The sequence below is a fragment of the Streptomyces sp. NPDC031426 genome, from assembly GCF_055581585.1.
In genome coordinates this window covers 192,234-213,775 of the sequence record NZ_JBVIJE010000001.1, presented here as the reverse complement: position 1 = coordinate 213,775, position 21,542 = coordinate 192,234, and the positions used below count along the sequence as shown (strand labels likewise).

Below are 21,542 nucleotides of genomic sequence, written 5' to 3'. Positions count from 1 at the left end.
AGAGTCATCCTTTCGAGGTGCTGAGAAGTTCGACGTTGCCGTCGAACTGCCAAAGGGGGTTCGGTGCGTCGCCGGTCGGGGTCCGCACCAGGAAGTAGCCGTTCACTTCCTTCGGTCCGTCGCCGTCGGCGACGAACCGCCCGTCTGAGGTGACGTCGAGTTGGTAGACGGCCGTCCCGGTGGCCTCGACGCCAGGCAGATGCCAGGACACGACACAGCGCCAGTCGTTGCCGGGGCCCTCGGCGGCGACCCTGACGCTGCCCTTGTCACACGTCGCCGCGGCCTTCAGCTGCGCTTCGGTGACGTGCGGGCGGTTGAGCTGCTCGGTCTGCATGCGATAGAGGTGGGCGAACTCCGTGGCGAGGGAGCGCTGCACCTTGTCCTGCGAGATCCCGGAGCCCGTGACCCCGGTCGCCGAGGCGACGAGGGCGACGGTCGCGCCGGCCAGTGCGACGAGCGGCAGGAGACCGACGGTGACCGCGCGGCGCCCCGAGCCGTCGGCGGTGGGATTCGTGAAGTCGCGCCGCAGGAACAGCAGATACGCCGACGTTGTCGCCAGCAGGGCCCACACCAGGCTGACCCTGATGCCGATCAGGAGCGGGCCGAGCTGTGCCGGGCTGGTGAACAGTCCGTTCCAGGAGATGAACGCGTAGCCGGGCAGGGCGAGGCGTACGGCGACCGGGAGCGGCAGCATCTGCGCGACCTGCATCGCGAGCGCGACCACCGCGGGCAGCAGCAGCCCCATCGGGGACCGCCCCAGCGCGACGGACCCGAGGAGTCCGATCGCGGCGAGGGCCAGGGTCGGGGCGAGTACGCACACCCAGGCGAGGGCGACCTTGCCCGCGGCGTCCGACGGCGTCAACTGGTGGCCGTCGAGACCGACCAGCGCCCGGTTGCCGACGGTCACCAGACCGCCGGCCGCGCTGGAGCAGGCCAGCCCGGCCACCAGCAACAGGATGACCGTGAGGCTGGCCAGCGCCTTGGCCGCGAAGATCCGCCGGGGCGAGCGGACCGCCACGAGCAGGTGGCGCCAGGTGCCGACCCGGTCCTCGGATGCGAACACGTCACCGGCGACCACCGAGGTCAGCAGCGGCAGCGCCCAGGTGCCCGCGAAACCGAGCATCACCAGCGGTCCGGCCCAGCCCGTGGCGAGCATCCAGCGGCCGAAGAGGGTGTCGGAGGGGAGTGTGCTCTGCTGGCTCACCGCCGCGACGAAGAGCGCCGGGGCGATCCAGCAGGCGAGCACCAGCAGGCGGATCCGCCATTGCGAGACGAGCTTGACCAGTTCGAATCGGTAGCCGCGGGCCACCGAGACACGGCCGGCACCGGTGAACCGGTCGGGGGCGGGAGCGGTCACGGTGGCGGTCATCGGCCGGCCTCCTGCTGCTGGGCGTGGGTGTCCTGCGGCTGGGCGCCGGCTTCCTGTCGCTGTTCGGCGTCGGGCCCCGTCCCTTCCGTGGCGGCCTCCTGATGCTCGGTCAGGGCCAGGAAGGCGGCCTCCAGCGGGGACACCACGGGGGCGAGCTCCCGCAAGGCGGTGCCCGACCGGACGAGCCGCACCACGAGTTCGTCGAGGGCCGGCACCAGGGCGCGTACGACGAGCACCTCGTCGCTGCCGGGGCGTCCGTCGTCGACGAGGTGGATCCCGGGCGTGTCGGCAGCGAGCCGGCGGGCGGCCCGCGGATCGGAGGCGATCAGCCGGTAGTCGAGTTCACGGTTCTCGGCGGCCAGCTTGCGCAACGGGCCGGAGAACGCGACGCGTCCGGTGGCGAGGATGGTGACCTCGGAGCACAGTGCCTCCACGTCGTCCATGCGGTGGCTCGACAGCACGACGCTGGTTCCCTCCGCCGCGAGCCGGGCGAGGACGCCGTGGACGTGCTTCTTTCCGACCGGGTCGAGGCCGTTGGACGGCTCGTCGAGCACGAGCAGCCGGGGCTTGGTGAGCAAGGCGGCGGCGAGCCCGAGCCGTTGCCGCATGCCCAGGGAGAAGCCCCGGATCCGGTCGCCGGCGACGTCGGTGAGTCCGACTTGGGCAATGACGTCGTCGATGCCGGCCGTGCGGGGGTCCTGTCCGCGCAGAGCCGCGAGCGCGGCGAGGTTCTGCCTGGCGGTGAGCGACGGATAGAGGCCAGGGCCGTCCACGAACCCGGCGACACCGTCGGGAGCGGCGAACGTCCTGCCCACCGGCGTACCGAGGATCTCCAGACGGCCGCTGTCGGCCACGGCCAGCCCGAGCAGGAGCCCGAGAAGCGTCGTCTTGCCGGCGCCGTTCGGGCCGACCAGCCCGTGGATCTGTCCCCGCGCCACATCGAGGTCGATGCCGTCGAGTGCGACGACATCACCGAAGCACTTGGTGATCCCGCGAGCCCGGATCGCGAGCAGTGAGTCCATGAGCCCCTTCTTTCGAAAGCCTCATGGACCCTAGGGAGAGCACACCGTCCGCACAGGAATCGCCAGTCGAACGCTCAAGGAACGGAAGACAACAGCCGTCCGCAGCCGCGAGGCCGCACCAGCGCCCCCGCCGTCCAGCGCGGCTGACATGCCCTCAGTGACACGTGTCAGAACACGGCTCGCACCTCCCCCACCTCCCGCCCCCGACCCAGCACCGGCGTACGACCGACGCGGTCCACGACGGGTGCCGTGACGCCCATCAGGCGCAGCGCGCGGGCCAGGACGGGCCCGAGGGCTCGCACTCCACCGTCCTCGATCTTGAGGGCCAGGGCGCGGCCGTCGGGCAGGGCGAGGGCCTGTACGGCTTCCGCGCCCACCTTCGACAGGACGCCCGGTATCTCCTTCATGAGCCAGGTGTCGTGGCGGTGGGTGCCGGCGACGTACTCGGGGTGGGCGCGCATGGCGTCGGCGACCCGCCGCTCGGGGGTGCCGGGTGCGGCAAGGACGAAGGAGCGGAAGGCACGGGCGAGGCCGGTCAGGCCGATCGCCATCAGCGGCGCCCCGCAGCCGTCCACACCGACGGCGGCCACCGGTTCACCGGCCGCCTCCTCCACGACCGTACGGATGACGCGTTGCAGCGGATGGTCCGGGTCGAGGTAGGACTCCAGCGGCCAGTCGCGCAGCGCGGCGGCGGCCAGCATCGCCGTGTGTTTGCCGGAGCAGTTCATGGCCACGCGGTCGCGCCGGCCGCCGGCCGCCAGATAGGCCTCCTGCTCCTGCTGGTCCAGCGGGAGGGCGGGCGGGCACTGAAGGTGCTCCGGGGTCAGCCCGTGCTCGTCGAGCATCGCTCGCACCAGGTCGCGGTGGAACGGCTCGCCGGAGTGGCTCGCGGCAGCCAGGGCCAGCCGTTCTCCCTGGAGGCCGAGGCCGGCCCGCAGCACGCCCGCCGCCTGCATCGGCTTGTTGGCGGAACGCGGGAAGACGGGGGACGTCACATCGCCGATCGCACACTCCACCGAGCCGTCCGCGGCGAGGAGCACCACGCCGCCCCGGTGCCGCCCTTCGACGAATCCGGAGCGTACGACCTCGGCGAGGACCGGGGTACTCGGCGCGTCGGCGATAGGGGTGGGCATGGCGGACTGGGACATCGGCGGTCACCTTCCGGGTGGGAATCGGTCCGGCCCACCCGGCCGTCCCCGGGATCGCCGGACACGTCGGCCGGATGAGCGGGTCGCTCCGCACCGTACCGGCACCCGAGTTGTGCGCCACAGGCAGGCCTCACCGGCGCACCGTGCTCGCCGTGGCAGCCGGAGCCACGGCCAACCGCGTCTCCCCCGCCGACGCCGCGGAGGCGTCCGGGGACCAGAGCCCGGCATCCGCCGCGCGAACGCTCCGCGCGGCGGCCGACCACACGGTGGAGAAGCTGCACGCCGTCGCGCCCGGGCTGACCGGACCACAGTTGGCGCGCGGGCGCGATCGAGGCGGCCGAGTCGCTCATCCAGCGCTACAACCCGCGCGGCCGCTTCATCCGGGCTTGGGGAGCGCTGAACGACCCGAACAACGCGGGACAGACAGATGATGACAAGTGCCTCTAGATCGCCGTAGAGCACGCGAATACGGCGCAACGCGTCTTTCCCCGCCCGGACGGCTCAACGCCACATGTTTTCGACTTCGACCCGGACACCGGCGCCCCGATCGGCCCGAACACCGTCCATGGACAACAGTGGCTTCTCTCCACGGCGGGCCGTCTCGCCGACTTCGCGGTGGGAGCGCTGAGTCCGGATCACATACCGGTGCGGAACTACCGTGCGCCGCAAGCGCCTTACGACATCAAGGACGCGTCGGCCGGCGCGATTACCGGCAGGTCGCCCTGCGCATCCTCACCGCGCTGTCGGAGACCTGCCCGACGCGGAACTCCACCCGCGCGGAGGCGATAGTCGCCCGCTGCACCCGCAACCGGCCGGCCGGCCGAGGGGCGGAATCGAGGTCTCTCTCCCCTACGCCGACTACTACCTGCTCGAAGGCATCCTGCGCGTGCCGCGGCCGCAGGACGTCGACCGGGCCGTCGAGCCGTCGACACTCTGAAGCAATTGTGCAGGTCACACCCCTGCTTGTCCGGGCAGGCCATAGGTTGGGAGCATGAGTGACGACTGGCGCACGGACCGGATCGGGGCTGCTCTGCGGGGTGAGAACCCGACGGTGCTACGACGGCTTCGGGCCGGGTTCGCGGTGATCGGCGACGTGCAGTTCCTGCCGGGCTACTCGGTCCTGCTGGTGGACGAGCCGGGTGTGCAGCGGCTGTCGGACCTGCCCCGGGGCAAACGGCTGGCGTTCCTGTCCGACATGGACCGGCTCGGAGAGGCGGTGGAACGGGCCTGCCGACGGCTGGATCCCGGCTTCCGCCGGGTGAACCTGGAGATCCTCGGCAACACCGACCCGTTCCTGCACGCCCACATCTGGCCCCGGTTCGAGTGGGAGTCGCCCGAGGTGGTGGGCAAGCCCGTATGGCTGTATCCGCCGGACCGGTGGCGGGACGCTCGGTTCGGGCTCGGTCCGCAGCACGACGCACTGCGGGATGCGATCGGGAGTGAGCTGGACTTGCTGGCGTCCATGTCCTGAGCGGGTGCGCGCCGATGCCGAGCGGAAGGTGCTCGGCATCGGCGCACAGTTCGCGGCTCAGTTCAGCGTGAGCGTCGCGGAGTCGTTCCGGCTGTCAGGGTCGAATGCCGGCCGGTGGGAGTTGGCGGGATCCGGGCCCCATACCAGCTGAACGCCGCCCTTGGCATGCGTGGTCACCTCGTCGACCCGGAGGGTCAGGCTGAAGTCGGTGACCTGTCCCTTGGGCAGGACGATGCCCGACGGGCGGCAGACGTACGGGCCGTGGGCCTGTGCCGTCGGGTTGTGGTCCTGCCAGGGAGCACAGTTGGCCGAGTGGCCGACGGCAGTGGTACCGGGCGGGAACGTCACCCAGACGGTGGGCACTCCCTCACCGCCGCTGCGGTCGTACAGCGTGGCCGGACCGCCCGCGGACAGGTGGAAGGCGAGGGTCGCGTTCTTGCCCTGCCCGGCCTGCGCGCTCGCGCCGGAGACTCCGAAGTCGGCCGTGTTGTGCGCCTGGAGGGAGGTGATCCGGTAGTCGGTGACGTCACCCGTCTGCGGCAGGGAGACGGACCCGGCCGGGACCGAGGACTTTCGGCCCGCCTTGATCACCTTCAGCCTGAGCGTGGACCCCTTGCCCCAGGTCCACCTGATGCCCTGCCCGTCCGGCCATCCCGGCTGGCCCAGCGGCACGGTCATCGTGTCGAGGTACGTGTACAACGCGGCCGAGTTCACCCGCAGGCGCACCGGAGCGGCCAGGGCGGCCGTCTCTCCGAGGTTGATCGCGCCCTTGGGGTAGCACTCCGCGAAGTGGATCGTGCCGTTGTACCCGTACTTGCAGTTGGCGTAGTGGTCGGCGAAGTCGAGGCCCGGTGAGGCGGCCAGGACCGCCTGGACGCCCTTGGCGGGACGGTTGCCCACATTGGTGAACCGGACCGGTTCGCTGACGGTGCTGCCGACCTTCAGGCCGGTGTGGTCGGTGAGCTTGTCGAGGCCGAAGGAGGGGCCTCCCACCTCGACTCTGCCGGTGCCGCCCACGATCTGTGCGTGCGCGGAGTGGCCGCTGACCTTGTACGTGCCCACGGCACCGAGCGCGGCACCCTTCAGCGGGGTCAGCGTCAGGCTCGTCTCGGCACCCATGTGGGTGGTGGGAGAGGAATCGGACTGGAACATCTCCGAGCACGTGGCGACCAGGCCCTTGGCCGTGCAGTTGTCCGAGAACGTCACCTTGGCGATCTTCGACAGGCCCCGGGCGTCCACGGTCAGCGTGGCATCGTACGCCTGCAGGTTCTTGGCCTTGGTCTGGAAATCGAAGGACACGTCAGCGGTGGCGGGCGCGGCCGGCAGCGCCACCGGTTCCGGCGCGTCGAGGGTGATCACCGGCTGTCCGGTGGCGGCGCCGGCCGGGGCGGCGCCCAGCAGTGCCGCGGTCAGGCCCGCGGCGGACATGAAGACCGCGGCCGTACCGGCGAGGGATCTTCGTCTCATCAACATCCTCTGGTCAGAAGGAGATTCACACACGTTGTTCCGAACGATCGGATGGACCTTAGCCCCTGGGCGCTTCCCGCCCGTCACCGGGCTGTGTTACGCCCCTGTGACACCGAACTGACAGTTCCAAGATCAGGCCCTGCCAAGCTCGGCTTCACCGCACGACCTGACCAGTCCATGTTCCTGGGGGAATCGACTCATGACCTCACGCACCCGCACCACGGCGGCCGCCATCGCCGTGGCCGCAGCCGTCACCGGCACCGCGCTGCTGGGCGTCTCCGGCGCCGCGTCGGCCGCGACCACCGCCTCGCACGGCACCCTGACCGTCAGCAACGGCACCAACTACGTGCTGATCGGCGGCCACAAGGTGAACTTCGGGGTGCCCGTCCGGGACCTCGCCTGGTCCCCGGACGGCAAGAGGGCCGCCTTCGTGGACGGCTCCGGCAACCTGGACATCGCCAACCCGGACGGCAGCGGGCGCGTGGTCGTCGCGAGGAATCCCGGCAACCAGAACTGGTCCCACCCGACCTGGCAGGTGACCGCGAAGGACACCCAGAACGGCATCCCCGCCAAGGACAACCTCATCTTCGCGGCGCGCGCCGACGGTGTGTCCCGGCTGAAGTACATCTCCGCCAAGGCCGTCCACGGCACGCCCAAGACGCTGTCCCTGAACGGCGAGGCGGGTCCGGGCGGTGCGTTGCCGCAGACCGGCAATCTCTGGCCGAACGCGGCCGGCCACTACGGCAGTTCGGTCTACGCCAACGACCACACCGGTGCCGTCTACATCCGTGACGACTACCTGCGCCAGCAGGGCGGCAAGCTCACCCAGGGCTCCCAGCCGGCGCTGTCCCCGAACGAGGAGGAGGTCGTCTTCGTGCGCTCGGTCGCCGGTCACGACCACGTGCTCGTGGAGGACTTCATGCACGGCAACCACATCAAGGACCTCACCCCGCACGCCACGACCGACTACACCGAGCCGGCCTGGTCCCCCGACGGCAAGACCCTCGCGGTGCACACCCCGTCCGGCACGGTGACCCTGCCGGCCGACGGCTCGGGCCGTCCGGCCAAGGTCACCTCGACGGTCGGGCTGGCGGCGTACCGCCCCTGACGTCGTACGAGTGAACGGGCCGGGCGCGTCCGGGGCCGCGGAGTGTGGGTCACTTCGCGGTCCGGGCGAGCTCGGCCCGCAGTTCGTCCAGGTGCGCGTCGGCGGTGTCGTGCGGCAGGAACTCGACGACGTCCAGGAACCGGAAGAGCACCCGGCTGCCGGTGACGGCGTACTCGTACTCGCCGAAGCCCACCACCGCACCCATCGTGCCCCGGACGGCGCCCCGCACCACATGCGAGGTCATGTCGTCCGGTTCCGTCGCCGACATGCCGCGCCGGGCGTTGGGCCGGGCCAGATAGGGGCACACCATCGAGGCGTACAGCATGCAGGCACGGTGGCCCGGTCCTTCGAGGGTCGGCGCGAGATTGCGGTAGGGCCGTCCGGCGGCCAGCGCCTCCCCGATCGCAGCGCTCTCCGCGGCCCCCACCACACGCCACACGGGCCCCTGCGGCATGGCCTGGTTGCACACCGAGCACAGACGACTCCGCGCGCATGCGGCGCTGCGTTCGTAGTCGGTCAGCGCGAACTGCGGCTCCTCCCCTTCCCAGGGGGTGATCGCCGGGACCGGATACCCACGGGCGTCACGGGGCCGTGCCTCGACCGACGCCGGCATGGGGACACTCTCGAATCGCACAGGCCATGACTACCAGGACCCATGGCTTTTGGCCAAGGCGGCACAGGCGGCCACCTGTTGCGGAGACGATCGGTGAGGATCGGCGCATGAACAAGATCGTGCTGATGTCGGATCCGAGGGTCGCGGCCGTCCCCGTGACCGACTGCGGAGAACCGCTCGTCGACGTCCGGCTGCGGGATGCCCTCGCCGTGGACGCGCGCAGGGCCGAACCGTCAGGGGCGTTCGCACAGCTGCGAGAAGGCGTCCTGATCCGCCTTCTCAGGGCCCGGCAACTCCTCCCGGCCGGGCTGCGTCTGCTGTTCGTCGAGGGTTACCGGCCGCCCGCGCTGCAGCGCGAGTACTTCGAGCGGTACGCCGGCACGCTGCGGGCCGCTCATCCTGACTGGTCGCCGGCGCGGGTGCGCGAGGCCGCGAGCCGATATGTGTCGCCGCCGGAGATCGCGCCGCACAGCGCCGGCGCCGCGGTGGACCTCACGCTCGTCGACGCCGAGGGCCGGGAACTCGACATGGGGACACCCGTGAACGCCAGTCCGGAGGAGAGCGACGGCGCTTGTTACACGGACGCCGCCACGATCGGCCCCGAGGCGCGGGCCAACCGGCGGGTGCTCGGCGCGGCCCTGAGTGCCGTCGGCCTGGTCAACTACCCCACAGAATGGTGGCATTGGTCCTACGGCGACCGTTACTGGGCTCTCGCCACCGAAGCCGGCAGTGCGCTGTACGGGCCACGGGAACTCGGATGAGCCCTGATCCGGCCCGCCCCGATGACCCGTGCCCGGCGGGTGAACGAGTGGACCGCACGCACCTCGCCGACGACCTGCCCTCCGAGCCCGGCCCTGTCCCGGCGGCTTGGGACGCGCCCCCGCTCGACCCCGAACTGGCGGTCGCGCTCGTGGGTTTGGGGCGTGATGTGAGGGAGCCGGTCACCCCGGAGAACCTCGTGGCCCGGCAGAAGCGGGATGCCGCGGCGCGCCCCAGGCCGACCCTCGAGGACCTCCGGGCCGGTGGCCGCTTCGAGGTGGCGGAGCTGCGGGTGCCGGGGCCGCCGGGCGGACCGGACGTCACCCTCGTCAGCGCACGGCCCGCCGGGTTCACCGGGCCGCTGCCCCTGCTGTACTACATGCACGGCGGCGGAATGGTCACGGGCAATGCGTGGTCCGTGCTGCCGCGGCTCCTTCGCGAGTGGGCCGCCACCCTGGAACTGGCGGTCGTCTCCGTCGAGTACCGGCTGGCACCCGCGGCACGGTATCCCGCGGCGGTGGAGGACTGTTACGCGGGGCTGATCTGGACGACCGCGCGCGCGGCGCAGCTGGGCATCGACGCCGGCCGTGTCGTCGTCGGGGGAAAGAGCGCCGGCGGCGGACTCGCCGCGGCACTCGCCCTGCTCGCCCGTGACCGGCGCGGGCCCGGCACGATCGGACAACTGCTCCTCTGCCCGATGCTCGACGACCGCGGCAACACCTGCTCCAGCCGTCAGATGGCCGGCATCGACACCTGGGACCGGATCTCCAACGCGACCGCCTGGCAGGCGGTGCTGGGCGACCGGTACGGCGCCGCGGACCTGCCGCCGTACGCGGCGCCCGCCCGCGCGACCGATCTGTCCGCACTGCCCCCGGCCTATGTCGAGGTCGGGTCGGCGGAGACCCTGCGGGACGAGGCCGTGGCCTACGCGCAGGCGCTCTGGCGGGCCGGAGGCCAGGCGGAACTGCACGTCTGGCCCGGCGCCTGCCACGGCTTCGACACCTTTGCACCACGGGCGGCACTCAGCCAGGACGCCCGCGAGGCCCGTACCCGCTGGCTGCGGCGCATCCTCAGGCAGCCGTGATGACCCCGTAGGTGACCAGGCCGTAGGCGAGGTGCGGGAGCGCGTCCGAGGTCCAGTCGGCGGGCGACCAGGTGCGCGGGTCGCTGATGTCCAGGCCGGCTATGGGCGCGTCGGCCAGCGTCATCGCCAGGGCTCCGGTCAGCACGGCGCCCAGCCAGGCGTGCGGCCGTAGCCCGGCGCGGTGGAGCAGTGGCACGAGGGCGCCCGTGCCGACTCCCACGGCGATGCCCGACAGCGCCCCAGACCGGAGAGCCGGTTGTCCCGTCCCTCCCCGTCGGGGACCGTGTGTCCCGCCCGGGTGGTGATCTTCCCCACCACGGCCTCGGGGGTGCTGCTCGAAGGCCGGCCGCGCACCGCCATGTCCAGGCAGCTCACGGCGTTCAACGCGGTGGTGCCGGCGGCCCCGGCGGCACAGCCACGGGCGATGGTTCGGAACATGTCGCTCCGGGTCCCCCGCCGTGACGTGGGCCAAACGGCGCCGCCGTCGGCCGCGGCCGGATCCGGCGGCACCTTCACGGCGTGGGCGGGCCCTGCCCTGGCTCCGGGCCGCCGCGTGCGATCCGGGTCAGGTCGGTCATCAGCGAGTCCAGCCACGACACGGTCGCGTAGTACCGGCGGGGTGCACCGGGCGGCTCGGCGACGGGCCCGACAACCCCCGGATCGACCAGCGGAATCGGCCCGGTCGGAGTGTCCGCTCCGGGGTCCAGCGCCGCCGAGATCAGCAGCATCCGCCCGGCCACCCGGTCCCCCAGCCCGCTGAGGGCCTCGGCCGCCACGGGGCCGAGGCCGGTGACCGGCGGCGCCAACAGCCGTTCGGAGCCCCACAGGGTGTGGTGTCCGGCCATCAGCGCGGCCTGCCAGTCCACGGTGCGCGGAGCGGGCCTGCGCGGCGCGCCGCCGAACGGTGTCGGCTCGCTCTGGAACTGCGCGAACGCGGACTCGGCGAGGATGACCGCGCGCTGCAACGACCGGTGTCCGAACACCCCGGACGGCGGGGCCACGGCGCCGCCGCCCGCCACCGAGGCGCCGGTCGCCACCACGATCTCGGCCGCCCTGCGCAGGAGTTCCGCCGACGCGTAGCGCAGTTCGTCATGGGCACCGCGCGGCCAGGCCAGCAGTCCGAAGACGGCGCCGACGGCGCTGCCGACCAGCACGTCCAGCATCCTGACCTCCGCCAGCCGCCAGGTCGGCGGGGCCAGCTGGGCGAAGACCAGGGCCACGAGCACGGTGAACAGGCCCTGTGCCCAGCCGACGCCCTTGACCGGCCCCACCGTGAAGGCGAACAGCATCCACACCGGCAGTACGACGGCGTAGACGGCGGTGTCGGTGCCGGCCAGGCTCAGTGCCCCGGCGGTGACGAGAGCTCCGGCCAGGGTGCCGGCGAGCGCCAGGCGGATGGTGTGCCAGGTCTCGTCCATGGTGGTCCGGGTCAGGGTGAGCGTCGCCAGCATCGCCCAGAATCCATGGGGCAGCGTGTCCACCCCGGCCACGAGCCGGGCCGCGGTCAACGCCAGGGCGATACGGACCGCGTTCTGGAAGAACACCGAGCGGCGACCTGCGTGGCCGCGGAGCCGGTGCCACCACAGGATCGGCGCCCGCGTGCCGGCGTACCAGAAGCGGCCTCGCGAGATCTGTACCGCGGCATGCCTTCCGCGTACGGCGAGATCGGCCGCGGTGGCCATGGCGAGTGCGGCGTCGGCGATCTCCAGCACTGCGGCGTGCCGGCGCAGTACGGCGGGCGGGAAGTCCGGCGCGCGAGCGGTTCCGGGGGCCGGACCCGCGGACACGGCCGACAGGTGCGCGCGTGCCCTGACCAGGTCCTCGTAGGGGGCCACCGGCGACGGCCCGGTCCCCAGGCAGTCCACGGTCGCCGTGGCCAGCCGGGCGACGGCCCGCAGTACGGCGGTCACCTCGGGGCCCGGCTGCCCGCCGGGCGGGACGGGCAGTTGTGCCAGGCGGCTGAGGAGGGTGCGGGTGGCGAGGCCGGTGTGGGCGAGGGCGCGATCGTGCAGGCCTGGCCCGGCCGGGCGTTCCGCCTCCGGCACGGTCAGGGACCGCAGGCTCCGACTGGCCTCCCCGGCCGCCCGGACGTCGGGACCGGTCAGGGCGTACGGCGGTGCGGCGAGGAGGGCCGCGCCGTGTCCGGCGGTCCGTACGGCGTGGGCGGCCCGTTCCCGGTACGTCGGCGGGCTGGGCTCGGGGAACATCAGGGCTTCGGCGACGATGAAGAGGACCAGTCCGGTGCTGGTCCCGATCAGGCGCTCGCCGAGAGTGCCGGGGGCGTACGGAGGGAACGACGGGAGGATGTAGAGGAGTTGCAGGCCCGGCGCCGCCCCTGCCGGCCGAGGACCGCCCACGGCGGCGAAGGCCAGCCCGAAGCCGACCGCCAGCATGCCGACGACGGCGCACCAGGTCCGTACGGACAGATATGTGCCGACGACGACCAGCAGCCAGCACACCGGAAGCAGGCGGAACACGGTCGCGGCCCGCTGCCGGCCGGTGCCCGGGATCTTGGCGAGTCCGCCCAGGGCCACGGCGGCGAACAGGGCGTAGGTGGCCGCCACAGGACGGTCGAGGCCGTAGCGGAAGAGGTAGAAACCGGCCGCGGCGACCAGCGTCACGCGTACCGCCCGGCGGCCCGAGTCGGCGTAGTCCGCCGGGCTCCGGCGGGCTGGGACACCACCCACCCCTACAGAATCACCCACCTCCGAAGGCCCGGCACCCCGCCGGCCGGCGCGGCGGAGAGCCGCCACGGGCGGGTCATCCCAGGGTGAAGCGGATCGGCGTACCGGCGGCGGCCTGCGCGGCAGCCGCGAGGGCGGCCTCGCCGACGACGCCGATCACCGGATAGCCGCCCGTGGTCGGGTGATCGTGCAGGAAGACCACCGGGCGCCCGTCCGGGGGCACCTGCACGGCGCCGAGGACCATGCCCTCACTCGGCAGCTCGCCGGTCGACACGCGCTCCAGCGCCGGCCCTTCGGTGCGCAGGCCGATCCGGTTGCTGTGCTGCGACACGCGGTACGTCGAAGATGTGAGGGTGCGCAGTGCGCCGGGGGTGAACCAGTCGGCGCGGGGGCCGAGCCGCAGCGGCAGGGTCAGTGCGGTCGGCGGCGCCGGCCAGGGAGCGCTGTCGGGAGACACCGGCTGCCGGGCGGGAGCGCCCAGCGGGAGGACGTCCCCGTCGCGCACCGGCGCCGGGCCGAGCCCGGAGAGCAGGTCCGTCGAACGGCTGCCGAGGACCGGCTCGACGGCGATGCCGCCGGCGACGGCGATGTACGAGCGCACGCCCGCCGTCACCGCGCCCGCGTTCAGTAGGGCGCCCACGGGCAGCCGTACGGGCACGCCCCAGGGCGCCGGCCTGCCGTCCACGGTCACCGGGCAGGGCGCGCCGCCGACCACGACGGTCACGCCGCGGTCGGGGCGCAGGGCGCAGCCGGTCAGGGTGGTCTCCAGGACGGCGGCACCGGGGGCGTTGCCGAGCAGCAGATTGGCCAGTCTCAGGGCGGCGGCGTCGAGGGCGCCGGAGCGCGGCACCCCCAGGTGGGCATGGCCACGACGGCCGCCGTCCTGGACCGTGGTGAGGGCGCCGGAGCGCACGACGGTGAGCTTGGCAGTCATGGCGTGCCTTCCTCCGCCACGAACCGGACGCGCGTTCCCGGCGTGAGCAGGGCCGGTTCCGCCCGGCCGAGGTCCCACAGCGGGGTCGGGTCCGGCATGGTCCCGATCAGCTGCCAGCCGCCGGGGGTGGGGCGCGGGTACACCGCGCTGTAGGGGCCGGCGAGCGCGACCGCACCGGCCGGGACCCGGGTGCGGGGTGTGTCACGGCGCGGCACGTGCAGTTCCGCCGGCAGACCGGTGAGGTAGCCGAAGCCGGGGGCGAAGCCGCAGAAGGCGACGCGAAAGGTGCAGGAGGAGTGCCGGGCGGCGACCTCGTGCACGGCGACGCCCCACAGGGCGGCCACCTGGGCCAGGTCGGGTCCGTCGTAGCGTACGGGGATCTCCACGACTCCCCGGTCGTCGGCGGCCCGGGTCGGCACGTCCCAGTGGGAGAGGTGGCGCGCCAGCTCCTCCGGGTCGGTGACGCCGTCCAGGAGCACGGTCCGCGCGCCCGGCACGATTTCCGCGACGGGCGGCAGGGTGCCCGCCGCGCGCCGCCGCAGGAGTTCGGCGTGGAAGGCTCCGGTGTGCTCGGCGTCCGGCAGCTCGACGAGCACCGCGTGCCGCCCGGCGAGGCGCACCTGCAGAGACCGGCTCTCCGTCATGCGAACGCCCCGACCTCGATCCCGGCCGCCTCCAGAGCCGTGCGCACCCGCGCCGCGATCCGGGCGGCGCCCGGGGTGTCGCCGTGGACGCACAGGGAGCGGGCGGTCACCACGACCGTCGTACCGTCCACGGCCTCGACCGCGCCGTCCATGGCGAACGCCAGCGCGCGCCGGACCACCGTCTCCTCGTCGGTCACCAGGGCGTTCGTCTCGCGCCGCGACACGAGCGTGCCGGCAGGGGTGTAAGCGCGGTCCGCGAAGGCCTCCGGTACGGCGGCGAGGCCCGCCTGCTCGGCCGCGGCCAGCAGTTCGGAGCCCGGCAGGCCGAGCACCGACAGGGCGCCGCCCGCGAGTTTCACCCCCTCGACGACGGCCGCGGCCTGCTCGGCGTCGTGCACGGTGCGGTTGTAGAGCGCGCCGTGCGGCTTGACGTAGGCCACCTCGGCCCCGGCGGCCTGGGCGAAGACCCGCAGTGCCCCGATCTGGTAGGCCGTCTCGGCCGCCAGCTCGTCGGCCGGTACGTCCATGGCCCGGCGGCCGAAGCCGGCCAGATCGCGGTAGGACACCTGCGCGCCGATCCGGACACCGCGTTCGGCGGCGAGGTCACAGACGCGGCGCATCACCGCGGGGTCGCCCGCGTGGAAGCTGCAGGCGACGTTGGCGCTGGTCACGACGGAGAGCAGGGCGTCGTCGTCGGTGAGGGTCCAGCGGCCGAAGCCTTCACCGAGGTCTGCGTTGAGGTCGATCACGTCCCGAAACGTAATCGATTGTTGAACAATCCCACAAGGGAGCCGGCACGGCACCCTTGCGGAGCGGGCCGACCCGCAGATCGGCCATCTGCCGGGTCACAGCCTCAGCAGGGCCGCCGCGCTGCGTTCCATCGCTGTCACGCCGCAACCTTCGCGGCACTGGCCCTCGACGCGGGATCCGCTGCCGCCCCCGGCGGGCGTGTCCTTCTAACGGCGGGCGGCGACTCGTTCCACGACCGTTCGCCACGACGCGAGCGGAGCCACCGCAAGGCCCACGACCTTGCCCGCGTCGTCGGCACGGCGCAGTGCGATCGCGGCCGGGAATTCGGGGTCCGCCGCGAAGGCCGCCGCCTCCGCCGGGACCATGGGACCGCCCTGGCAGCCGAGTGTGCGGGCGCTCTCCGGCGACAGCGCCAACTGCGGGTCGGCAGCCGCGAGGTAGCGTTTGGCCGGGATGTGCGCGGCGACCGGGCGGGCGACCCGCGGCCCCAGCAGCCCCTCGACCGCGGCCGCGGCGTGCCTGCCGTGGCCCGCTTCGTCGGCGGGCACGAGGTAGTGGCCGATGTCGGGGACGAGCCCGGCCACCTGCAGTTCCTCGTCGTCCGGGTGGCTCACGGCGAGCAGGGCGGCGACCTGGAGGCCGTGGTCCAGGATGTCCACCGGGTCGCCCGGCCGGTCCGGCGTGTCCCAGACGTCCGCACAGTCGGCCAGCAGGGCCATCAGCTCGTCCACGGACCGCAGGGGGGCGTACGTCATGCGCCCAAGCTGCCGCGCCGAGGCGTACGGCAGGTGTCGGCAGGGTGTACGGCCGAAATGGCGCGCTGTCGAGAGGCCGGCCGCCGAGATCGACAGCCGGCCGGGGTGGGTCAGCCCAGTTCGGTGTCCAGCCAGTGCAGGACATCGGGGGTCACGGGGTCGGTGATGTCGGCGAACTCCTCGTGCGTGTTCAGGAACTTGGCCACGTACGGGCAGACGGGCACGATCCGCTTGCCGGCCCCGCGCACGTCGGTGAGCGCCTCCTGGACCAGCCGGGAGGCCAGGCCCTGTCCGGCGAACGCCTCGTCGACCTCGGTGTGGAAGAAGACGCGCTGTTCACCGCGGTCACGGTAGGCGGTCAGTCCGGCGCGCTTGCCGTCGACCAGGATTTCGTACCGGTGCTTGGCCTCATTGTGCTCGACGGTCGGAGCGGCGGCGGGCTGGCTCATGAGATGCCTTTCCTCGAACCTCATCATCGTTACCGCAGGTCAGCAGCGTGTGGCGCGGCTGTCGGCCGGCAGACCGTCAGCATGGGTCTCCGGGGTTGATCGTCTGGGCCAGGATACGTCCACCATCTGGGGCGGTGCCTCGCCCTGGCAACGGATCTTCGACCTGGGCGCCGACACCACGAGGTACCTCTCCACCATCCCGTCCAACAACGGCGGAGTGCTGCGCACCGCCGTCACCACCGGCGGAGGCGGCGCGGAGGCCCAGGTGAGCGGTTACGCCGCGCTGCCCGCGAACCAGTATCGACAGCGCGGCCAGTCGGGACTTGGCCGCTCTGCTGCCGTTGCCACTCCGGGCACGCCGACGTCCGGTCAGGCTCGGGGAGTTGTCGAAGGGGGCTCGCGCTCACGGAGCGCGAAGAGTCAGGCGCCGCGTCGAGCGGTGTCCATGCGGGTGGCCGCGAGTGCCGCGACGAGCGTCACGGCGGCGGCCAGGGCGAGACTGACGCGCAGTCCGTGCTCAAAGTCTGCGGGAAGGTCACCGGGGCCAGCGGACAGTGGTGCCGCAGGTCTGCCCATTCGTCCGGCGGCACGAGCGCCTCACCAACGACAGGTGAAGTCGACTGATCGACTTAAATCGATGGGCCGGACGGACGGCCGTAAACGCTCCGGCCCGTCAGTTCCGCCCGGCAGGTCAACTGGGGTTCCGTCGCGGCTTCAACGGGACCCTGGGAAGCTCGGGCGCCGGCAGCGGGGCACCGTCGTACCCCTGCACCGAACCGAACCGGTCCCCCGACATCCACTCATCGCGGGCCTCTACGATCTCTTCATGTGACCGGCAGATGAAGTTCCACCACATGATGATCTCCTCCCCGAAGGGGGTTCCGCCGAGCAGCACCGTCCGCGCGATGTCGTCCGACTCGTTCGTCAGCGTCAACACGGCGGCGCCCGGCGGGACATAGCCCAGCTCCGAAGGTCCGACCAGGGTGTCCGCCAGGCGCACCTGCCCCTGGTCGACCAGGAGGCCGTGTTCGAAGGCGGGGTCCACGGCGACTGTGAGGGTCGCGCGGGGCCGGAGGACGATCTCGGCGCCGAGCAGGGGCGTGAAGGTCGGCACCGGGGAGACCCGGCCGGCGAGGGAGCCCAGGAAGACCCTGATCTCGGCCTCACCGGTCAGCAGCGGCTCGGGTGCGTAGTGCTGGAAGTCCCGTTCGGTGTGGCGGTGTTCCTCCGGCAGCGCCACCCACAGCTGCACGCCGTGCAGGATCGTGGTCCGCGGGGTGGAGACCTCCGAGTGGCTGATGCCGTACCCGCCCGTCATCAGGTTCAGCTCGCCGGGCCGTACGAGCGCGTGGTTGCCCATGCTGTCCCGGTGCTCGATCTCCCCGGTGAACAGCCAGCTCACCGTCTGCAGCCCGGTATGGGGGTGCGGGGCGACGTCCATGCCGCCCGTCACCGAGACGTCGTCGGGGCCGTAGTGGTCGGCGAAGCACCACGCGCCGATCAGGGTCCGGGCGCGCTGGGGCAGTGTGCGGCGTACGGTCATCGCCCGAGGACCGCCGAGGGGCACATCGCGCGGGGTCAGTACGTCGACCCCTGCCACCTCGGTCGACCGCTCGGCGTCCACCGCGCGACCGCACCGCAGTTCCATGGGTTTCGTCTCGACGTTGCTCACCGTGGACCGCCTCCTGGAAGGGTGGTTCTATATTCAACTATCATGCCATGACCCCGGGCGGTCGCCACCAGATCTCCATGCATGCCGGCCGCCGGCTCGACCGGATGCTCGTCATGCTGACCAAATTACGCGTTCTGTTCGAAATCGGCCGATAAATCCTCGGAGTACGGGGCTGGTCATCTCCATCAGAGATGACCGGCATCACGGATCATCGCGACCAGGAGGGAAGCAGAGGGAGCGGCCCAGCGCTGGTGCTGGTGAGAGCAGCGACGAAGCTGCTCGGTCGTCGCCAGGCATCCCGCCGAGCCGGCCTCACCGGCTCCCGCCCCCGCAGAAGGTCAACGTGCCCCAGCCCCTCGAACTCCGGATCTCGCGTCAGGGTGCGGCCGGCGCCGAGCCCGCACACGGTGTGCCTGGCCTGCTGATCGCGCTGCTGGCCGTCGCCGCCGGCATGACGGTCGCCAACCTGTACTACGCCCAGCCCCTGCTCTCCTCGCTGCGCGAGGTCTTCCACACCAGCACGGCGGCGGCCGGCTGGCTGATCACGCTCACCCAGGTCGGTTATGTGATCGGCATGCTGTTCCTGGTCCCGCTCGGCGACCGGCTGGAGAAGCGGAGCCTGATCACGGCCCTGCTGACGGTCACCACGGCCGCCCTGGTCGCGGCCGGGCTGGCCCCGAACTTCCCCGTTCTGCTGATCGCGTCCCTGGTCAGCGGCGCCACCTCGGTCGTCGCCCAGATCCTGGTCCCGTTCGCCGCGAGTCTCGCACCCGACCACGCCCGCGGCCGGATCGTGGGCCGGGTGATGAGCGGCCTGCTCACCGGGATCCTGCTCTCGCGCACCCTCAGCAGCCTGGTCTCGGTCATCGCCGGCTGGCGCGTGGTCTACCTGGGCTCCGCCGTCCTGATGGCCGTCCTCGCCCTCGCCCTGCGCTCCGCGCTGCCCCGGCACGCCCCCACCACGAGCATCCCGTACGTCCGTGTGCTGCACTCCACCCTCCAACTGGCCCGCACCCACCCCGCACTGCTGCGCCGCGGCCTGTACCAGGCCGCGATGTTCGGCGCCTTCAGTGCCTTCTGGACCACCGTCTCCTATGTCCTGACCGGCCCCGGGTTCCACTACTCCCCCATCGGCGTCGGTGTCTTCGCCCTGGTCGGAGCCGCCGGCGCGGCCGTGGCTCCGCTGGCGGGACGGTGGGCCGACCGCAAGCTGACCCGGCCCATGACGGGCGCCGCGTTCGTCCTCGCCGCGCTGGCCTTCGGTGCCGCCGGGTTCGGCCGGCACCACATCGTCCTGATGGCCCTCGCCGCCATCCTGCTCGACATGGCCGTCCAGACCACCCTGATCCTCGGCCAGCACACCATCTACCAGCTCGACCCCCACGCCCGGGCCCGCCTCAACAGCGCGTTCATCGCCACGTTCTTCCTCGGCGGCGCCCTCGGCTCCCAGCTCGGCTCGCTGACCTACCACTCCGGCGGCTGGACGGCGGTGACGGCCCTCGGCGCCGGGCTCCCCGTCCTGGGGCTCCTGTACTGGCTCACCGAGCACCGGCGGGGAGGCCGGAACCGTGCCCGGGACGCCGCGTAAGGGCTTCGGTCAAGGCCCAGGCCCGGCGAACGGCGTCGGTTCACCGGCCGCGCACATACGATGCAGCGAAGATCCGAGCCCGTCGTACGGGCACTGCCTCACCGGGAGCGGATGATGGACCTGCGGCAGATGGAAGCCGTCGTCGCGGTGGCGGACGCGGGCGGGTTCACGGCCGCGGCGAGGCGGCTGCACGTGGTGCAGTCCGCCGTCTCCGGCACGGTCCGCGCCCTCGAACGCGAGCTGGGCACCCCGCTGTTCACCCGGAACACCCACCGGGTGGCGCTCACCCCGGCCGGGGAGGCCTTCGTACCCGCGGCACGAGCGGCCCTGCGCGCCGCCGAGCTGGCGCGCGAGGCGGTCGACGCGGCCAAGGGCGAACTGCGCGGGCGGGTGACCGTCGGCATCATGCAGGGCGTCTGGGCGGGACTGCACCACGCGCTGGCCGCGCTGCGGTCGGAGCACCCAGGGGTGGTGGTCCGGTTGCGGCAGGAGGCGGTGACCGACATCCGGCAGGCCCTGCGCGAGGGCACGGTGGATCTGGCGGTGGTGGCGCTGGACCGCCAGCAGCAGCGGGGGCTCGTGACCCGGTTGCTGTCCCGCGAGGAGATGGTCCTGGTCGTCTCACCGCGAAGGGACCTCGCCGCGAGCGCCCCGGAGGGCACCGTCGAACCGGACACGGTGGCGCAGCTGCCCCTGGTGGACTTCACCCCGGGCTGGGCGATCCGCCATGCCGTCGATCGCGCCTTCCGGGCCGCCGGCGTCGACCGCACCACGACCTTCGAGGTGAACGACATCGTCGCCGCGTCCGAACTGGTCCGCAACGACCTGGGCGTCTGCATCATGCCCGAGTCCATCGCCGACCGCTTCCCCGACCTGACGACGTATCGGTTCACCCGCCATGCGCCGAGCTGGAAGGTGATGGTGGTACGGCCGCACGGTGAGCCGCCCGCGGCGGTCGCGGCGCTGCTGCGGCACATCACCTGACGCCGGAGCCGAGGTCAGTACGCAGGACGGCCCGCCGTCCGTGCAGCTCACCCTTCTCCATCCGGGCGTGCACATCGGCGGCCGCGGCGAGGGGGAAGACCTCGATGCTGCGCGGGCGCAGCGCACCGCGGCCGAGGAGGTCGTTGATGTACGCGGCGGCTTCCGCGAGTTCGTCGGATGTCGCGTGGGAGATCACGAACCCCACGATGGAACGGTCGTTCATGTACAGCGCCCCGGCGGGCAGCACGGGGCGGGTCCGGGCGCCCGCCAGCAGTACCACGCGGCCCCTGCGGGCGAGGAGGTCGACCGTGGTCTCCAGGTCGTTGACGCCGGCCGTGTCCAGGTACAGGTCGAGCCCCGACGGCGCCGCGCGGCGGATCTTCTCGGTCAGTTCCGGATCCCGGTAGTCGAACACCTCGGCCGCGCCCAGCTCCGCGCAGTACCGCGTGTCCCGCGCGCCGGCCGTGGCGAGGACGTGGGCGCCGGCCCGCACCGCCATCGTCACCAGGGCACCGCCGACATTGCCCGCGGCGCCGCCGACCAGCACGGTCTCGCCCACGCGGAGCCGCCCGTGGGCGAACAGCGCCAGATAGGCGGTCGCCGCCGGATGGAACGCCGCCACCGCCGCGTACGGATCGACTCCGTCGGGCAGGCGGTACAGCCGGTCCGCCGCCACCACCGCCTGCTCCGCTGCCGCGCCCTGCCTTCCTCCGTGCCCGAGGCTGTTGCACCACACCCGGTCACCTGCACGGAAGCCGGTGACTCCGGCGCCCGCCCCGGCGACCGTGCCGACCAGATCACGGCCCACGACGAAGGGGAAGTCGACCTGCGTGGCGAAGAGCCCCGACCGCACGAACGTGTCCACCGGGTTGACCGCGGTGGCCAGGACGTCCACCAGTACGTCGGTGGGGCCGGGCCGGGGCGCGGCGATCTCGCCGTACCGGATGACGTCGGCGGGACCCAGTTCCTCGATGTACGCAGCACGCATGGCACCACATGGTCCCACCGCCCCGCTGCAAACCCCGGGTGCGCCGGGCCGTC

The 21,542-nt window shown here is 72.5% G+C and carries 19 protein-coding genes and 1 pseudogene; 6 read left to right on the top strand and 14 right to left on the bottom strand.

All coding sequences use genetic code 11. The features are described from left to right. Nucleotides 1-4: 4 nt before the first annotated feature. From ACZ5NH_RS01075 to ACZ5NH_RS01065, 3 genes are all read right to left on the bottom strand, one after another. Nucleotides 5-1,369 carry an ABC transporter permease gene (locus ACZ5NH_RS01075; protein WP_468772228.1) on the bottom strand — a complete coding sequence of 455 codons (1,365 nt, stop codon included), beginning with the start codon at nt 1,367-1,369 and terminating at the stop codon, nt 5-7. Beyond that, a complete protein-coding gene (locus ACZ5NH_RS01070; RefSeq protein WP_468772226.1) occupies nt 1,366-2,391 on the bottom strand; it encodes an ABC transporter ATP-binding protein in 1,026 nt (341 codons plus the stop codon). The genes ACZ5NH_RS01075 and ACZ5NH_RS01070 overlap by 4 nt, the downstream gene beginning before the upstream one ends. A gap of 167 nt (nt 2,392-2,558) precedes the next feature. Further along, on the bottom strand, nt 2,559-3,539 hold the full coding sequence (locus ACZ5NH_RS01065; RefSeq protein ID WP_468772224.1) for an asparaginase: 981 nt from the start codon (nt 3,537-3,539) through the stop codon (nt 2,559-2,561). A gap of 991 nt (nt 3,540-4,530) precedes the next feature. Here ACZ5NH_RS01065 and ACZ5NH_RS01060 point away from each other — a divergent pair. Then, complete coding sequence (locus tag ACZ5NH_RS01060; RefSeq protein ID WP_468772222.1) at nt 4,531-5,010, top strand: diadenosine tetraphosphate hydrolase; 480 nt, start codon at nt 4,531-4,533, stop codon at nt 5,008-5,010. 57 nt (nt 5,011-5,067) lie between these two features. Here the strand turns inward: ACZ5NH_RS01060 and ACZ5NH_RS01055 are convergent, their stop codons facing one another. Beyond that, on the bottom strand, nt 5,068-6,477 hold the full coding sequence (locus ACZ5NH_RS01055) for a hypothetical protein (protein ID WP_468772221.1): 1,410 nt from the start codon (nt 6,475-6,477) through the stop codon (nt 5,068-5,070). A gap of 199 nt (nt 6,478-6,676) precedes the next feature. Here ACZ5NH_RS01055 and ACZ5NH_RS01050 point away from each other — a divergent pair, with 199 nt between their 5' ends. Beyond that, on the top strand, nt 6,677-7,585 hold the full coding sequence (locus ACZ5NH_RS01050; RefSeq protein WP_468772219.1) for a TolB-like translocation protein: 909 nt from the start codon (nt 6,677-6,679) through the stop codon (nt 7,583-7,585). Between the two features lie 49 nt (nt 7,586-7,634). Here the strand turns inward: ACZ5NH_RS01050 and ACZ5NH_RS01045 are convergent, their stop codons facing one another. Further along, complete coding sequence (locus ACZ5NH_RS01045) at nt 7,635-8,198, bottom strand: hypothetical protein (protein ID WP_388629782.1); 564 nt, start codon at nt 8,196-8,198, stop codon at nt 7,635-7,637. A gap of 107 nt (nt 8,199-8,305) precedes the next feature. Between ACZ5NH_RS01045 and ACZ5NH_RS01040 the strand changes: the two genes are divergently transcribed. Together ACZ5NH_RS01040 and ACZ5NH_RS01035 are read left to right on the top strand one after the other, a co-directional pair. Next, a complete protein-coding gene (locus ACZ5NH_RS01040; RefSeq protein ID WP_468772217.1) occupies nt 8,306-8,959 on the top strand; it encodes a M15 family metallopeptidase in 654 nt (217 codons plus the stop codon). Between the two features lie 47 nt (nt 8,960-9,006). After that, on the top strand, nt 9,007-10,041 hold the full coding sequence (locus tag ACZ5NH_RS01035; RefSeq protein ID WP_468772216.1) for an alpha/beta hydrolase: 1,035 nt from the start codon (nt 9,007-9,009) through the stop codon (nt 10,039-10,041). On the opposite strand, the pseudogene ACZ5NH_RS01030 reads toward ACZ5NH_RS01035, so the two are convergent. The 8 genes and pseudogenes from ACZ5NH_RS01030 to ACZ5NH_RS00995 all read right to left on the bottom strand — a co-directional run bounded on the left by ACZ5NH_RS01030 (nt 10,028) and on the right by ACZ5NH_RS00995 (nt 17,929). After that, nucleotides 10,028-10,479: pseudogene (locus tag ACZ5NH_RS01030) on the bottom strand (hypothetical protein). The gene ACZ5NH_RS01035 and the pseudogene ACZ5NH_RS01030 overlap by 14 nt on opposite strands. 74 nt (nt 10,480-10,553) lie before the next feature. After that, nucleotides 10,554-12,728, bottom strand: a complete 2,175-nt coding sequence (locus tag ACZ5NH_RS01025; RefSeq protein WP_468772214.1) for an FUSC family protein — start codon at nt 12,726-12,728, stop codon at nt 10,554-10,556. 73 nt (nt 12,729-12,801) lie between these two features. Beyond that, nucleotides 12,802-13,659, bottom strand: coding sequence for a 5-oxoprolinase subunit C family protein (locus tag ACZ5NH_RS01020; protein WP_468772212.1), 858 nt, complete (start codon nt 13,657-13,659; stop codon nt 12,802-12,804). Further along, a complete protein-coding gene (locus ACZ5NH_RS01015; protein ID WP_468772210.1) occupies nt 13,656-14,303 on the bottom strand; it encodes a 5-oxoprolinase subunit B family protein in 648 nt (215 codons plus the stop codon). The genes ACZ5NH_RS01020 and ACZ5NH_RS01015 overlap by 4 nt, the downstream gene beginning before the upstream one ends. Further along, nucleotides 14,300-15,052, bottom strand: a complete 753-nt coding sequence (locus tag ACZ5NH_RS01010) for a LamB/YcsF family protein (RefSeq protein WP_468772208.1) — start codon at nt 15,050-15,052, stop codon at nt 14,300-14,302. Before ACZ5NH_RS01010 ends, ACZ5NH_RS01015 begins: the two co-directional genes overlap by 4 nt. Nucleotides 15,053-15,259: 207 nt before the next feature. Further along, on the bottom strand, nt 15,260-15,808 hold the full coding sequence (locus tag ACZ5NH_RS01005) for an HD domain-containing protein (RefSeq protein ID WP_468772206.1): 549 nt from the start codon (nt 15,806-15,808) through the stop codon (nt 15,260-15,262). Nucleotides 15,809-15,918: 110 nt separating this feature from the next. After that, nucleotides 15,919-16,257 carry a GNAT family N-acetyltransferase gene (locus ACZ5NH_RS01000; protein ID WP_451555520.1) on the bottom strand — a complete coding sequence of 113 codons (339 nt, stop codon included), beginning with the start codon at nt 16,255-16,257 and terminating at the stop codon, nt 15,919-15,921. 691 nt (nt 16,258-16,948) lie between these two features. Then, nucleotides 16,949-17,929: a pirin family protein gene (locus ACZ5NH_RS00995; protein ID WP_468772204.1), complete on the bottom strand. Its 981-nt coding sequence runs from the start codon at nt 17,927-17,929 to the stop codon at nt 16,949-16,951. Nucleotides 17,930-18,272: 343 nt separating this feature from the next. On the opposite strand from ACZ5NH_RS00995, the gene ACZ5NH_RS00990 reads away from it, so the two are divergent. Together ACZ5NH_RS00990 and ACZ5NH_RS00985 are read left to right on the top strand one after the other, a co-directional pair. After that, nucleotides 18,273-19,517, top strand: a complete 1,245-nt coding sequence (locus ACZ5NH_RS00990; protein WP_468772203.1) for an MFS transporter — start codon at nt 18,273-18,275, stop codon at nt 19,515-19,517. Between the two features lie 60 nt (nt 19,518-19,577). Beyond that, a complete protein-coding gene (locus ACZ5NH_RS00985; RefSeq protein WP_468772201.1) occupies nt 19,578-20,501 on the top strand; it encodes a LysR family transcriptional regulator in 924 nt (307 codons plus the stop codon). Here ACZ5NH_RS00985 and ACZ5NH_RS00980 read toward each other — a convergent pair. Then, nucleotides 20,494-21,489 carry an NADPH:quinone reductase gene (locus ACZ5NH_RS00980; protein ID WP_468772199.1) on the bottom strand — a complete coding sequence of 332 codons (996 nt, stop codon included), beginning with the start codon at nt 21,487-21,489 and terminating at the stop codon, nt 20,494-20,496. The two genes, ACZ5NH_RS00985 and ACZ5NH_RS00980, sit on opposite strands and share 8 nt — an antisense overlap. Nucleotides 21,490-21,542: the final 53 nt, after the last annotated feature.